Consider the following 15,648-nt stretch of genomic DNA (forward strand, 5'->3'; position numbering starts at 1 on the left):
AAGGTTTCACGTTAAGCGTGTAACTTGAAACGTGAAACGTGAAACAATAAAAAACAAAAAACACGAATGAAATCAATCATTTTAAGAGAAATAAAATCTTTTTTTGGCTCTCCAATTGGCTATTTGGTCATTGCGATTTTCTTAATCAGCAACGGACTATTTTTATGGGTCTTTGAAGGAGATTACAATATTCTAAAAACTGGTTATGCCGATTTAACTCCGTTTTTTACTCTAGCACCTTGGATTTTAATTTTCTTAATTCCAGCCGTAACCATGAGAAGTTTCTCTGACGAAAAAAAACAAGGAACTTTAGAATTGCTATTGACAAAACCTTTATCAATTTGGGAAATTGTAAATGGTAAATTCTTCGGTTCATTTTTACTAATTATTTTGGCGATTATTCCAACTTTAATTTATGTAAAAGTAATTTCAGATTTAGGTTCGCCAGAAGGCAATATCGACATGGGAAGCACAATTGGTTCTTATTTCGGTTTATTGTTTTTAATCGCTTCCTATTCAGCAATAGGAATCTTTACTTCTACCCTTTCAGAAAATCAGATTGTGGCTTTTATTATTGCCGTTTTTCTTTGCTTTTTCTTTTATTTTGGTTTTGAAGGTCTAGCAACATTAATTCCAGGTTCAAACAATTTCATTTCGGTTTTAGGAATGCAAAATCATTTTAAAAGTATGAGCCGCGGTGTAATTGACACTCGAGATATTATTTACTTTTTAAGCATTGCAATTGCCTTTTTGTCTTTTACTGTTTACCAATTAAAATCTTTTAAAGCTTAATGAAACTATCTACAAAACATAATTTAAAGACATTAGGCATCACTATTTTCATTTTAATAGTTTTAAATGTACTTGGAACAATCTTTTTTCATCGTTTTGATTTAACAAAAGATAAACGCTATACCCTTTCTCCAACGTCGTTAGGGATTCTAAAACAAGTAAAAAATCCACTTTCTATTAAGATTTATATGGCTGGAGATCTTCCTGCCGATTTTAGACGTTTACAGCAGGAAACCAAGCAATTATTAGAAGAATTTCAAGCTTATAACAACAATATAGTTTTCGAGTTTGTTGATCCGTTAGAAAATGAAGATGAAAGCGAAGAACTGACAAAATCACTTTTCCAGAAAGGATTAACTCCTGTAAATATTACGGTTGATGATAAAGGAAAACAATCTCAAGCTATGGTTTTCCCGTGGGCAGTTGCGGTTTACAATAACAAAGAAGTTAATATTCCGTTGTTGAAAAACATCATGGGAGCTTCTACTACACAAAAAGTTATTGGATCTATTCAGCATTTAGAATATTCTATTGCAGATGCGATTAACAAAGTAGCCAAAAACAAGCAGAAAAAAGTTGCTATCATAAAAGGAAATGGCGAATTAAAAGAGATTCACATTGCCAAAATGTTAATGCAGGTTAAAGAAAGTTATTACATCGGACCATTCACTTTAGACTCTGTTGCAAAAGATCCAAACGGAACCTTAAATGCATTAAAAAAATACGATTTAGCCATTATTTCTAAGCCGACAGAAAAATTCTCTGACGAAGAAAAAGAAGTTCTGGATCAGTTTATTATGAATGGCGGAAAAACCATTTGGCTAATTGATCAAGTGGCAGCCGACATGGACAGTTTGTACAATGATATGGGCGCAACTCTGGCATATCCAAGAGATTTAAATCTAAACGATATGTTCTTTAAATATGGATTCAGAATTAATCCTGATTTGATCAAAGATGAACAAGGAAGTCCAATTAAACTAGCAACCGGCGAACAAGGAAGCGCTACACAATATCAGGATTTTATCTGGAAATTTGCGCCACAGGTTTATCCAACAAGCCAGCATCCTATTGTTAAAAACTTGGGCGGAATTAAATTCGATTTTGCAAATCCGATTGACACTTTGAAAAATGGAATTAAGAAAACCGTATTATTGCAATCTTCTCAATATTCTAAAACAATTGGTTCTCCTGTAGAAGTTAATCTGAACATGGTTACCGAGAAAACAACTCCGCAGGATTATTTAAATAAAGGGAATCAGAACCTTGCTGTTTTATTAGAGGGTTCATTTCATTCTGCTTTCGAAAATAGAATTCTGCCTTTCAAAGACAATTCTTTCTCTGCGCAAGGAAAACCAAACAAAATGATTGTTGTGGCTGATGGAGATATTGCAAGAAATCAATTGGACAAAAACATGATGCCAATTGAATTAGGTTATGACCAAAGAACTGGCCAATTATACGACAACAAAGACTTCATCATGAATTGCATCAATTACCTTCTTGATGATACAGGACTTATTAACATTAGAAGTAAAGATGTCGAACTGCCTTTATTAGATAAAGAAAAAGTTTATGAAAGCTATACCTTTACACAATTCATAACTATCGGAGTTCCAATTCTAATTTTATTGATCTTTGGCCTTTTATTTACTTTTATCAGAAAAAGAAAATACAGCAAATAGATGTTAATAAAAAAATGTAATAATTTGGATAGTTTAAGATATATTTGTAATCCTTATATTTAGAAAATAAAACAGATGAAATTTATAGTATCGAGTTCGTACTTATTAAAACAATTACAAGTTTTAGGTAGTGTAATCAATAGTAATAATACGTTGCCTATTTTGGACAACTTTTTATTTGAACTAAACAACAATGAGTTGACAGTTTCGGCTTCAGATCTTGAAACGACTATGTCGGCTACATTATCGATCGATTCTACAAGTAAAGGAAGTGTAGCTGTTCCAGCTAAGCTTTTGCTTGAAATTTTAAAAACTTTCCCAGAGCAGCCATTAACTTTCACTGTAGAAGATAATAATACGGTAGAAATTAGCTCAAATTCTGGTAAATATGCATTGGCTTATGCTGCAGGAGAAGAATTTCCTAAAGCAGTAAGTCTTGAAGATCCATCTGTGACACTTGTTCCTGCAGAAGTTTTAGCAACTGCGGTAAGTAAAACTATTTTTGCAGCTGGAAACGATGATTTACGTCCGGTAATGTCTGGAGTATTCTTCCAGTTTTCACCAGAAGGATTAATTTTCGTAGCTACAGATGCTCACAAATTGGTAAAATATGCACGTACAGATGTTAAAGCATCTCAAGTGGCAGATTTTATTATGCCTAAAAAACCTTTAAACATTTTAAAAAGTATTTTAGGAAGCTCTGACGCTGAAGTAAAAATTGAATACAACGATTCAAATGCGACTTTCTCATTTGACAATTATATTTTAATGTGTCGTTTAATCGACGGAAAATACCCTAACTACGAAGCGGTAATTCCAAAAGAAAATCCAAACAAATTAATGATTGATCGTTCTTTATTTTTAAGTTCAGTTCGTCGTGTTGCGATCTTCTCTAACAAAACTACACACCAAATTCGTTTGAAAATTGCTGGAGCAGAATTAAATGTTTCTGCAGAAGACATCGATTACTCAAACAAAGCAGAAGAAAGATTGACTTGTGATTATCAAGGTGATGATTTACAAATTGGTTTCAACTCTCGTTTCTTAACAGAGATGCTTACTAACCTTCAGTCAGACATGATTATGCTTGAAATGTCATTGCCAAATAGAGCTGGTATTTTAACTCCAGTTGATGGCTTAGAAGAAGGAGAAACAGTTACTATGTTGGTAATGCCTGTAATGTTAAATAGTTAACATTAAAGTTTCTTTCTGTTACAGGGATGTTTTTTAGTTTTAAATAAAAGATCTATCATTGTAAAAAAAAAGATATCGCTATTAACCAACCATTTTTTATACCTAGAAACCGCAATTCCTATAAAGAGTTGCGGTTTTTTATTTAGGTTTATTTTGAGTTTCAGGTTTCAAGTTGATATACTATTCGTATAATTTTTACCGCAAAGTTCGCTAAGATTCATGCTTAGGATTGTTTTAGAATACTAAGAACGCAAAGCTTTGTGTACTTATATTCTTTGTAAAGACTTTAGAGAAAAGAAAACTTTGTGACCTTTGCGTAAAACCTTTGCGAACTTTGCGGTTAGAAAAACACAAAGCATATCAACTTGAAACCTGAAACCTGAAACTTAAAACAACAATTTTCCATATCTTTGTAAAATGAAAATAGAAATTTGGTCGGACATCATGTGTCCGTTTTGTTATATCGGAAAAAGACAGCTGGAAACTGCACTTGCAGTATTCCCTAATGATAATTTTGAAATTGAATGGAAAAGCTTTCAGCTGGATCCAACCATAACTTCGCAACCCGATATGGACGTTTACACGTTCTTAGCGGAAAGAAAAGGCATGTCGATTGAACAATCTAAAGAAATGCACAAAGGTGTCGCAGAACGCGCTAAAAGTGTTGGTTTGGATTATAATTTTGATAAAGCTGTTATTTCAAATTCCTTAAACGCACATAGAATCATTCAATTAGCTAAAACCAAAAATATGGGCGATAGAATGGAAGAAATTTTCTTTAAAGCTTATTTTACAGACGGACAAGATTTAAACAACGGACAAACCTTGATTAAATTAGGGATTCAAGCCGGATTGGAAGAAAATGAAATTAGAGAAGTTCTTGAAAGCGATTCTTTATTTCTAAAAGAAGTTGAGTCAGACATTAAAGAAGCTGCTGAAATTGGCGTTCAAGGTGTTCCTTTCTTTGTATTTGATCGTAAATATGCAGTTTCAGGCGCTCAACCAATTGAAACTTTCGTAAAAACAATTCAAGAAGTTTTAAAATAAAACTTAAATCTTATATAACCTAAAAGCGTGCTGTTTATATATAAACAGCACGCTTTTATCATTTAGTCCTTTCAATAAACTAAAAAATTAATGCCCAGCTCTACCTTTTGATTCATTCGATTTTGTTGTAGTGCTTTTTCCTCTAGAACCAGATGTTGATTTTTGAGTTTTTCCAGAATCTTTCATTCCAGATTTCGAATCTTTTCTTGAAGTTTCCATAATGCTATAATTTTTAAAATTATTAGTTATACAAAGTTGCAAATTACGTAAGTGTTTATTTTACAGAATCATACTTGATTTTTACAAAATGTGACTTAACTTAAAACATCTCCGTAAACAAATCATGTAAGATTAAAAGCAAATCCTATAATTTTTTTAAGCCACTTATTTTCAAATTTGTATATATCATTCTAAAACATTTATTAATTTAAAATAGCAGTCATGAGAACAGATACCGATAACAGAAAATCTGCAAATTTGAATGATTTTAAATGCAGTAAACCCGATCACATTGATACAGCTCATGAAAATGAAGCAATGGATCAAGAATATACTTCAGGACAAGATCAAGATAATCATTACAAAAATAAATTCGCTCATTCCTCTGATGATTGTTATGAAATCGTAGAAAGCGGACTAAATTTAGCTGAAGATAATACTCCTTTTTCAACTTACGACACTGCAAATCTTTACGACAGTTATAACTTGGATAATGAAGATGCCAAATATAATTGTCCCCTTATCGAAATTTTGAAAACTAAAAACTTTAAAGTAGTTATATCGCCAAAAAATAATTCGAAAATTACAAACGAATACCTGTTTAATGAATCCTTCTATTTTAGTCATTGTTAAAAATGAAGTTCTTTTAATAAATAAAAACAATTGAAAGAATATATTACTTTCAATAACAATCTTTTAAAAACTAGTATTTAAAGCAAAAAATAAAACCCAGTAAAACTAAATTTACTGGGTTTCTTTTATTTTCTAATGAAAAAAATTATTGTTCGTCGTTATTCATAGCTGACATTAAAAGTGTATAAGCATTCTTAATGATCACTTTTGAGGAACTTGAAATTGCATCAGAAGTGATTTGCGAATAACCTTCATTTTTAACGCCAGATTTAATTTCATTCATTTGAAACTGATTATCTCCAATATCCGTAAACACATAAAACTTTCCTTCCCAACGCACCACAGCATCTTCTGGAACAGTCAATGCTTTTTGGTTTTCAATTTCCACTTCGGCATTTACAAAAAGTCCTGGCAAAAGTTCTGGATTATAACTATTTACTTTACAAATAATTTCTGCTGCACGATCTCCATTCAAACTTTGATTTATAAAAGCAATTTTAGCAGGATATTTTTTAGCATCTGAAGCATTTGTATATGCCATAACGGTTTGACCAATTGAAAGAGAAGTTACGTCTTTTTCGAAGGCGTTTAAAGTCAAAACAACATCTCTTTTATCAATTAATTCGAAAAGCATATCTGTCGGATTTACATATTTTCCGATGTTGACATTTACTTTAGAAACCAGACCATTTATTGGCGAAATCACGCGAATAGTTTTGCTTATATTTCCAACATTCAACGCTTTGGCATTAATTCCTAATAGATTTAATTTTTGTTCCAAAGAAGACATTGTAATTCGTTGTGTTCTCATTTCGGTCGTAATTTGTTCCAAAACTTTATCACTTGCCGCTTTGTTCAAATTCAATTCTTTTTGTCTCTTGTGTTCACTTTGAGCCAATTCGAATTTCTCTTTTGCCATCAGATAATTTTGCTGTAATTCGATAAACTGCATATCTTCTAAAACAGCCAAAACTTGACCTTTCTGAACATTCATTCCGGCAATAAGATTCGTGCTTTTAACATACCCCCCTAATGGAACACTAATACTGATTACACTCTTTGGCGGAACTGTTACTGTACCTTGAAGCTGTAAAATCTCCTTTACATTCTTCACGGTCGGATTACCGCTTTCTAAACCAGCATTTTTAACTTGTTCAGTGCTTAATTTAATGATACCAATGCTTTTAGTTTCAGCATTTTTAGTTTCCTCGTTTTTCTTATTTCCGCAAGAAATTAGAAATATAGCGCTTATGAACGCTGCAATATATTTTTTCATTTTAAATATTATTAAGATTCTGTAGTGTCACAACCGCTTTATTGTAAGCATTAAGCGCGTCTAAATATTCACTTTTAATTGTAATAGCCTGATTGACTACTAAAACCCATTGCAGATAATCTATATCTCCATTTTGCAGCTGACTGCTTGAAGCTTCGATAATGGTCTGAGCATTTTTTAATCCGTCAGTTTCATAATATTGAAGGCTTTCTTGGTATTTTTTCAATTCCCGATCAGCATTTTCAATGTTCGTTTTTACCTCTATTTTAGCCGCTTCAGAAAGTTCAACAAAGCTTTCGTATTCGGCTTTTGCTGCTCTTTTTCGTTGTGACTGGCTTGTGAAGAATATCGGAATTGAAAGCCCTGCATTTACATAATTAAATCTTTGCCTACTACTATAATAAACATCCTGACCTGAAGCGTTAGTTTGAGTTCCGATAATGCTCAAATTGTTATACCCTAAAGTAATTTCCGGAAGCAACTTCGCTCCTTCCGTTTTCCATCTGTACTTAGCCGCTTCCGATTCAAACTGGGAACGCTGAACTGTTGGAAGATTCTCCGCTTTTAAATTTTCGATAGACGAACGATTTAAAACCGCTTTTAAATTCATCTTTTTTGGAGTGTGCTCCACTTTATCTTGAAGAATCGCATTGAACGAATTCAAAGCAATTTCAATATCTCTATTGACCATTACAAGCTGATTGCTGTAAAATTGTCTCGCAGATTGCGAAGCGCTTTTTTCTAAAACATTTGCCTCGCCAGCTTTAAACCTTAAATCTGATTTTTTCTCCATAATCCTGTAGATAGAATCAGCGTAAACTAGAAGTTCTTTTTTGCTGTTTAGCCATAAATAATCGTAGTAAATATTTCGAACACGAGTTTTTATTTCTTGTGATGTCAACTGCACTTCAGCTTTAGCTTTGTTGAAATCAGCTTTTAAAGCTTTTTTCTGGTTGCTATAAACCGTTGGAAAAGCAAAAGTCTGGCTGATTCCAAAACGAGTATCATTCTGCGCGCTATTAAACTGTCCGTAATCGGCGTCGATTTGTGTCTGCGGAAAATTATATCCCGTTTTTTGCAGATGGCTTTTAGACTGTTCGTTTAATTTAGCCGATTTAATGGTTCTGTTATTTTGAATCGCAATTGAAATGGATTCGTCAAGCGAAATTGGTAATTCTTGCGCTTTTGCCATATTACCAATAAAAAGAACGCTTAATAAAATGGTTAGATTGTTCATGTGTTTTTTTCTTTTTTTAGAAAATCCTTTTGCGTGATAGGTCATTAAATAAATGGCTGGAAGTACAAAAAGCGTTAAAAGAGTTGCTGTAACCAATCCGCCAATAACCACGGTTGCCAGCGGTCGCTGCACCTCTGCTCCCGCACCATTACTCAAAGCCATCGGAAGAAATCCTAGCGAAGCCACGGCCGCCGTCATTAAAACGGGACGCAATCTGTTTTTTGTTCCTAATAAAATAATCTGAAAAGGATCTGTTATTTCTCCTTGTTTCTGAATTCGATTAAATTCGGATATTAAAACAATTCCGTTTAAAACTGCAACACCAAAAAGTGCAATAAATCCAACTCCTGCAGAAATACTAAAAGGCATATCTCTCAGAACTAATGCAAAGACACCTCCAATTGCAGACAACGGAATTGCCGTAAAAATGATAATTCCCTCTTTAAAAGATCTAAAAGCAAAATACAACAAAGCAAAAATCATCAATAAAGCCGCAGGAACAGCAACTCCCAATCTTGCTTTTGCTTGCTGCAAATTCTCAAAAGCACCTCCATAAGTAATATAATAGCCTGGATCAAATTTGATTTGCTGATTCACTTTTTTCTGCAATTCTTCAACAATCGATTGAACGTCTCTACCTCGAACATTAAATCCAACAATGATTCTTCGTTTTGCATTTTCTCTCTGAATCTGATTTGGACCTTCCACTTCATCTACATTTGCTACTTGATAAAGCGGAATCTGCATTCCTGAAGGCGTTGCAATCAAAAGGTTTCGAACATCTTCAATCCCTTTTCTTCCATTGTCCTCCACACGAACGACCATATCAAAACGTTTTTCACCTTCATAAATACTTCCGGCAACAGCACCTGCAAAAGCGGCATTAATTGTTGTGTTTACATCAGCCACACGTAAACCGTATTTCGCCATTTCTGCCCAATTGTAATCAATTACGATTTGTGGCATTCCAGTTACTTTTTCTACGTACAAATCGGCCGCACCTTCAACGGTTTTACTGATTGCTCCCAGTTTTTCAGCATATTCAGAAAGCTTCTGCAGATCTTCTCCGTAAATTTTACAAACCAAATCTTGTTTTGCTCCTGTCATTAATTCGTTAAAACGCATTTGAACAGGAAACTGAAACCCTGTAGTAACTCCAGGAGCGATTCGTTTAACTGTTTTGGTCATTTTATCAGCCAATTCAGGAAACGAAGAAGCGCTTGTCCATTCAGATTTGTCTTTTAAAACAATAATCATATCTCCACCTTCAATTGGCATTGGATCGGTCGGAATTTCTGCGCTTCCAATTCTAGAAACTACCTGCTGTACCTCGGGATATTCTCTCTTTAATTCTTTAGAAATTTTGGTAATTGTTTCTGTTGTCGTAGAAAGATTGGTTCCTAAAAGCAAACGGGTTTCAACGGCGAAATCTCCTTCTTCTAATTGCGGAATAAACTCTCCGCCCATTCTTCCGAATAATAAAACTGCTATTCCGAAAAGTACAAATGCTCCAATTACAATTGCTTTTCTAATTCTTAAAGCTTTTGCCAGCCAGCCTTCATAAGCATTTTCTAATCTTTCCATAATCCGATCAGAAAGATTCTTTTTATGGCTGATCTTTTTGCTTAAGAATAAAGCGCTAACCATTGGTACATAAGTCAATGACAAAATGAAAGCTCCTAAAATGGCAAAAGCAACAGTTTGCGCCATTGGCTTGAACATTTTACCTTCAATTCCCTGCAAAGAAAGAATTGGCAAATACACAATTAGAATAATGATTTGTCCAAACACTGCTGCATTCATCATACGCGCTGCCGAGCCTGTAACCTCTTTATCCATTTCTTCTTGTGAAATATCATTTACTGCTTTATATTTTTTAGAACTGTGAAGATGGTGCAGAATGGCTTCAACAATAATTACTGCTCCGTCTACAATTAATCCAAAATCTAATGCACCGAGACTCATTAAGTTTCCGCTTACGCCAAAAGTATTCATCATAATAATGGCAAAAAGCATCGCTAACGGAATTACAGAAGCTACAATAAAACCTGCTCTAAGATTTCCGAGGAATAAAACCAAAATAAGAACAACGATTAGTGCCCCTTCAATCAAGTTTTTTTCGACAGTTCCAATGGCGTTATCAACCATTTTAGTTCTGTCCAAGAAAGGTTCAATTTTTAAACCTTCAGGAAGAATTTTTTCGATTTGAGCAATTTTGTCTTTTACATTGACAATAACATTATTGGCATTCTCCCCTTTCAGCATCATTACGATTCCGCCGACAGATTCTCCGTATTCGTCTGTTGTTAAAGCACCGTAACGAATCGCAGAAGAAATCTTAACATCGGCAACATCTTTTACCAGAATCGGAAGTCCGCCTTGGGTACTTTTAACCACAATATTTTCAATGTCTTTAATGCTTTTAGCTAAACCAGTACTTCTAATGTAAGAAACCGTTGGGCCTTTCTCAATATAGGCACCTCCCGTATTTTCATTACTACTATTTAAAGCGGTAAAAACTTCACTTATCGTTAAATTCTGAGCTTTTAATCGGGCTGGATTTACAGCAATTTCATACTGCTTTAATTTTCCTCCAAAAGTAGAAACATCGGCAATTCCTTGCGTTCCCAAAAGCTGTCTTCTGACGGTCCAATCCTGAATTGTTCTTAAATCTTCTAAGGAATATTTTTCTTCGTAACCTGGTTTTGGTTTTAAAACATATTGATAGATTTCTCCTAAACCAGTTGTTACAGGCGCCATTTCAGGCGAATTGGCATTTCGGTCAATTTCAACCTGCTGCAATCTTTCGGCAATTTGCTGACGCGCCCAATATACATCTGCATCGTCTTCAAAAACAACACTTACCAGCGAAAGTCCGAAACGGGAAATACTTCTGCTTTCCTTCAAATTTGGAATATTACTGATTGCTTGTTCAATCGGAAATGTTATTAATCTCTCTACATCTTCCGCGCCAAGCGAAGGGGCTGTTGTGATAATTTGAACCTGATTATTTGTGATGTCCGGCACAGCATCAATTGGCAATTGGGTAACCTCATACACACCGTAGATAATCCACAGCAGTGTAAAGATTCCAATTGCCAGTTTGTTCTTAACTGAGAACTGAATTACTTTATTAAGCATAATGTATTAATTAGAAAATAATAAATGAGCAACCGAAAACATTGCGTTTCAGTCGCTTCAATAAAAATTTTAAAAAATACTTATGCTACCGGAGGTCGGAATAAGGAAAGTAGATTTGGATCTGAATGAAGATCAGATCTATAAGTTGGTATTTTTAACTGCGGTAATTCTAGATTAAAAGGAATTGGAAGTAAATCTTTGTCGTCTAAAATAAAAACAAAATGGAAAGTGCTGCTGCTAATTGCTTTAAATGGAAGCTGCATATCGCGATCGTCATCATTATCATTTAAATCTTCTCCCCAATAATGCATAGACAAGAAATCTACAAAACTTATATTTTGCAGTTTCTTGTGTTCTTGATAGTGCTCAATCAGTATTGGCAATTTATAAAATTGCTGTACAAAACTGCTGTTTGAAGCTATTAGAAAAATAAATATGTAGACAATTTGTTTTCGCACCATGCAAACTTAACCCAAATAATATAATTTTCCACTATGAAAAATAGTTAGAATATATCTTTTAACAATTTAGAATTATTGTGATAATCCTTCCAAATGCTGAAAAACAGGAATTAAAGCTCTTCCTTTTTCCGTCAAATTATATTCAATATGGAGCGGTTTTAGTTTAATTGTAATTTTTTCCAAAAGCCCTTCTTCTTCCAACTCTTTTAATGCCGTAGCTAAAGATTGCTTATTTGAACCTTGAATCTGACGCAGTAAGTTATTAAAACGCAAAGGCGCTTCTACAGCCAGACGAAAAATTTCTGCTTTCCATTTTCCAGATAACATTTTTAAAAGTCTTTGAGCTGGACAAGTTTCGGTTTCTTCCATAGTGATTGCGGGTAGTCAAAAAAAATTGACTTATTGTTTTGGAAAGTTTTTTAATTAAAATTTGTTGTAATTCTAAAGTAAAAATAGAAAATGAAAACAAAGAAAACAAACGAAATGAGTGTTGAAGAACTCTTAAAAATGCAGAAAACAATTCAGTCCACAATTAAGATCCTAATTCTAGTTGCCATCATACTTCTACTTCTTATAGTACTACTATTTCTAATGAAAGATTTTTTCATATTAATACTATTTCCTTTTATGATGGCATCTATCATGATTATCCATTCTAATTCGCTTAAAGAAATCCAGCACGAAATTGCTTCAAGAGATCTGGAATAAAAAAACCTCTGATAAATATTCAGTTATAGTTTTTAAATTTAATTTTTCTTAACTGAAAGTCTACTAAAAAAAATTAATTTTGGGACCACAATATAAGCCCCAAAATTATGATTATACAAAAAAGAACTTTTTATTTTTTCTCTCTATTTTTACTTCTTTTCTTCTCACAGCTCAATTACGCTCAACAGCAAAAAACAATCAAAAAGGAAAGCCGAGGAAGATTATTTAATGACACTACGGCAACAGACAGTGACTACTTAATGGCAATTGAAAAAGCCAGCGAGGTATTGGAATCTGCCTACAATGACATTGATTTCGCAGGCGATACACGTCATCTTTTTGGCGATATGAAACGTACTGAAAGCAAGTTAGATTTAATTTTAGCAAGCCTGAAAGGAGCGAATCCGAACGTGCGAAACCAACAAATGTACCGCATCGTGCTTCAAGAAATCCAACAGGAACTGGAAGAACAGAACAAAGCAATCAATGACCGAAATTTGAATCTTGAAAACATCAAGAAACGTGTAATTGATCTGCGCAAAGACAAGACTTTAATCACTTTATTAAAAGATACCATTCGTCGTAAGCAATTCCAGAAAGAATTTGGAAATCTTAGAAAAAGATATGTTGCGACTGATAGTCTGATGACTAAAAACCAGACTACTTTAAACAACAAAAAAAGACTTACAGTACAGCGAAAAATCTCGGTTTCTAATGCTTTAGCAACTGTTGAAAGCAAACTGGAAAAATCTGGAATAAGTATTTTCAAAAAAGAATATCCTTCTTTATGGCAGATTAATGATACCGCTGCGAAGAAAAGGGTAACCCATAACATTAAAGCAAAGATTATCATTGAAGAAAATGTTGCGGCTTATTACTTAAGCTACAAAGCTGGAGGCCTTATTACTTTATGTTTCTTTATGGGACTTTTGTTTTGGTATATTTCCCGAAACATCAAATACCTTAAGACAAATGGATATGCCGAAAACCTTTTGCTTTTAAACTTTAAATATCTAAATCGTGGTGCATTACTCCCTGTTCTGGTTATCGCATTAAATATTGCTGTAGTGACCAATTTGTATGCTCCTGCTCTATTTTTAGAATTAATTCAGCTTTTCTTACTTGGAGTTTTAATATTCCTTTTCAAAAATCAATGGTCTGGCGTTGCCATGAGAAATTGGCTTTTCCTTTTAGGATTATTCTTTGCTCTTTGCTTTTTAGACTTATTTATCACAATCGGATTATTGCAGCGTTTTGCGTTTGTAGCGATTAATATTTTAGGAATCCGTTACGGTTTAGTTCAGATAAAAACGCTTAAAGAAGAACTTTATATAAAAGGCTTTTTTAAATGGGCAAGTATCATTTTTATCGGACTGAATATTTTATCTATTCTTTATAACTTATTCGGAAGAGTTTCTCTTTCTAATATGTTAAGTCTTACCGCTTTTATTTCGCTTACTCAAATTGTTGCTTTAAGTGTTCTTTTGAAGATTATTCTGGAAATTATTTTACTTCAAATTTATACTACTAGAGTAAAAAGAGGAATTGAAAAAATGTTTGATTACGAAAGTTTATCAGACAACTTGAAAAAACCTTTTATCATTGCAATTAGTTATATGTGGCTAATCGTGATTGCTTCAAATTTGAATATTTGGGAATCGCTTCGTGCTTCTTTAACTAAATTACTAAGCCATCCGAATACGATTGGAAGTATTACGTTTACATTGGGTAATATCGTTTTATTTTTCATTATAATCTGGGCAGCGCACCTGCTGCAAAAATATGTTGCTTATTTCTTTGGTGAAATTGATGATGAAAACGAAGAAAACATCAATAAAAGACAGCACTCAAAATTGCTTATTACAAGATTGGTAGTCCTTATAAGCGGTTACCTTCTTGCTGTTGCGGCGTCTGGAATGCCTTTAGATAAATTGAGTATTCTTTTAGGTGCATTGGGTGTCGGTGTCGGACTTGGACTTCAAAACATTGTGAACAATTTTGTGTCGGGAATTATCTTGATTTTTGACAAACCAATTCAGGTTGGCGATGTGGTTGAAATTAGTTCAGAATCTGGCCGTATTAAATCGATGGGATTGCGAACGACTAAAATCAATGCTCCAAACGGTGCTGAAATTATTATTCCGAATGGTAACTTATTATCTCAAAATATCACCAATTGGACTTATACCGATAATTTTAAATTGGTTGAAATTACATTTGAAATCAATGGAGAAACAATTCCAGAGGAAATTAATACGATAGTAAATGACACACTTTCCAGCCTTCCGTTGGTAAACAATTCAAAACCATCACAAATATATTATAGCTCAATTTCTGATGGAAAATATAAACTTCTAATCAAGTTCTGGTGCAGTATTTACAGAACCGAAGAAACGATAAGTTCCGCAAGACAAGAGCTTTATGTAAGCTTCAAAAATAAAGGCTTGACATTCTCAAGTTAAAACACAAAAAAAGGCAGTAACGATTTACTGCCTTTTTTATTGCGCAAAACATTCTTTTTTGACTTAAAATATTGAAATTATTTTCTTACTTTTAAAGTATTGTATTAAATAATAGCACTTTAGTAAAAAACACGTATAAACCCGTGTACCCATAATTTAGTTATAAAGTAATTTAGCACTGTAATAAAAATACGATCAAAACTAACATTAACTATTAAATCTTAAAAATTATGGAAGAATACATGGGTGTCATTAAAATTTTTGCAGGTAACTTTGCTCCTAGAGGCTATATGCTTTGTGCTGGGCAATTATTGTCTATTGCTCAATATAGTGCTTTATTCTCAATTTTAGGTACTACTTATGGAGGAAATGGTACTACTAACTTTGCTTTACCAAATTTGCAAGGAGTTGTTCCTATTGGACAAGGAACCAATCCTGCAAGCGGAACTTATGCTCTTGGTCAAGCAGCTGGTTCTCCAACAACAACTATCCTGACAAGCAATATGCCTCCACACGTGCATAGTGGACCTGGTAAAATTTCTGTGAGTGGTTCAAACTCTACAGATGCTGTACCAGTTGATGGTGCTTCTATTGCGGTTCCAGGATCAATAGTATCTAGAGCATTTTCACCAACTTTAGGTTTTGCAACATCAACTCCAAGTGTAAATTTAACGAGCAATATTATTACAGCACCAGCTGGTAATGGTCTCCCTATAAACAATATGCAACCTTATTTAGCAATAAATTACATTATTTGTTATGAAGGGATTTTTCCATCAAGAAATTAAATTGC

13 protein-coding genes are annotated in these 15,648 nt (G+C 33.6%); 8 read left to right on the forward strand and 5 right to left on the reverse strand.

Features of this window, described 5'->3' with window-relative positions:
* Positions 1 to 66 precede the first annotated feature (66 nt).
* From gldF to RB618_RS16595, 4 genes are all read left to right on the forward strand, one after another.
* Positions 67 to 792: a gliding motility-associated ABC transporter permease subunit GldF gene (gene gldF, locus RB618_RS16580; RefSeq protein WP_308069753.1), complete on the forward strand. Its 726-nt coding sequence runs from the start codon at positions 67 to 69 to the stop codon at positions 790 to 792.
* A complete protein-coding gene (gene gldG, locus RB618_RS16585; protein ID WP_308069754.1) occupies positions 792 to 2,477 on the forward strand; it encodes a gliding motility-associated ABC transporter substrate-binding protein GldG in 1,686 nt (561 codons plus the stop codon). Before gldF ends, gldG begins: the two co-directional genes overlap by 1 nt.
* Positions 2,478 to 2,552: 75 nt before the next feature.
* The gene (gene dnaN, locus RB618_RS16590; RefSeq protein WP_111283020.1) at positions 2,553 to 3,671 is read left to right on the forward strand and encodes a DNA polymerase III subunit beta; all 1,119 of its coding nucleotides are present in this window, start codon (positions 2,553 to 2,555) and stop codon (positions 3,669 to 3,671) included.
* Positions 3,672 to 4,088: 417 nt separating this feature from the next.
* A complete protein-coding gene (locus RB618_RS16595) occupies positions 4,089 to 4,718 on the forward strand; it encodes a DsbA family oxidoreductase (RefSeq protein ID WP_308069755.1) in 630 nt (209 codons plus the stop codon).
* An 87-nt stretch (positions 4,719 to 4,805) separates the two neighbouring features.
* Here the strand turns inward: RB618_RS16595 and RB618_RS16600 are convergent, their stop codons facing one another.
* The gene (locus tag RB618_RS16600; RefSeq protein WP_308069756.1) at positions 4,806 to 4,937 is read right to left on the reverse strand and encodes a hypothetical protein; all 132 of its coding nucleotides are present in this window, start codon (positions 4,935 to 4,937) and stop codon (positions 4,806 to 4,808) included.
* Positions 4,938 to 5,159: 222 nt separating this feature from the next.
* On the opposite strand from RB618_RS16600, the gene RB618_RS16605 reads away from it, so the two are divergent.
* Positions 5,160 to 5,570: a hypothetical protein gene (locus RB618_RS16605; RefSeq protein ID WP_308069757.1), complete on the forward strand. Its 411-nt coding sequence runs from the start codon at positions 5,160 to 5,162 to the stop codon at positions 5,568 to 5,570.
* Positions 5,571 to 5,715: 145 nt separating this feature from the next.
* Here the strand turns inward: RB618_RS16605 and RB618_RS16610 are convergent, their stop codons facing one another.
* The 4 genes from RB618_RS16610 to RB618_RS16625 all read right to left on the reverse strand — a co-directional run bounded on the left by RB618_RS16610 (position 5,716) and on the right by RB618_RS16625 (position 12,054).
* Complete coding sequence (locus RB618_RS16610; RefSeq protein ID WP_308069758.1) at positions 5,716 to 6,846, reverse strand: efflux RND transporter periplasmic adaptor subunit; 1,131 nt, start codon at positions 6,844 to 6,846, stop codon at positions 5,716 to 5,718.
* A gap of 1 nt (position 6,847) precedes the next feature.
* A complete protein-coding gene (locus tag RB618_RS16615; RefSeq protein ID WP_308069759.1) occupies positions 6,848 to 11,224 on the reverse strand; it encodes a CusA/CzcA family heavy metal efflux RND transporter in 4,377 nt (1,458 codons plus the stop codon).
* An 80-nt stretch (positions 11,225 to 11,304) separates the two neighbouring features.
* Positions 11,305 to 11,607, reverse strand: a complete 303-nt coding sequence (locus tag RB618_RS16620; RefSeq protein ID WP_308069760.1) for a hypothetical protein — start codon at positions 11,605 to 11,607, stop codon at positions 11,305 to 11,307.
* A gap of 150 nt (positions 11,608 to 11,757) precedes the next feature.
* Positions 11,758 to 12,054 (reverse strand): winged helix-turn-helix transcriptional regulator, encoded by a 297-nt coding sequence (locus RB618_RS16625; RefSeq protein ID WP_308069761.1) that lies wholly within the window; start codon positions 12,052 to 12,054, stop codon positions 11,758 to 11,760.
* A 90-nt stretch (positions 12,055 to 12,144) separates the two neighbouring features.
* On the opposite strand from RB618_RS16625, the gene RB618_RS16630 reads away from it, so the two are divergent.
* The 3 genes from RB618_RS16630 (at position 12,145) to RB618_RS16640 (ending at position 15,643) form a co-directional block, all read left to right on the forward strand.
* Complete coding sequence (locus RB618_RS16630) at positions 12,145 to 12,393, forward strand: hypothetical protein (protein WP_308069762.1); 249 nt, start codon at positions 12,145 to 12,147, stop codon at positions 12,391 to 12,393.
* 107 nt (positions 12,394 to 12,500) lie between these two features.
* Positions 12,501 to 14,855 carry a mechanosensitive ion channel domain-containing protein gene (locus RB618_RS16635; protein ID WP_308069763.1) on the forward strand — a complete coding sequence of 785 codons (2,355 nt, stop codon included), beginning with the start codon at positions 12,501 to 12,503 and terminating at the stop codon, positions 14,853 to 14,855.
* Between the two features lie 230 nt (positions 14,856 to 15,085).
* Entirely contained in the window at positions 15,086 to 15,643 is a 558-nt protein-coding gene (locus RB618_RS16640) for a tail fiber protein (RefSeq protein ID WP_308069764.1), read from the forward strand.
* Positions 15,644 to 15,648: the final 5 nt, after the last annotated feature.

The sequence above is a fragment of the Flavobacterium sp. LHD-85 genome (assembly GCF_030929595.1).
Classification (GTDB): domain Bacteria; phylum Bacteroidota; class Bacteroidia; order Flavobacteriales; family Flavobacteriaceae; genus Flavobacterium.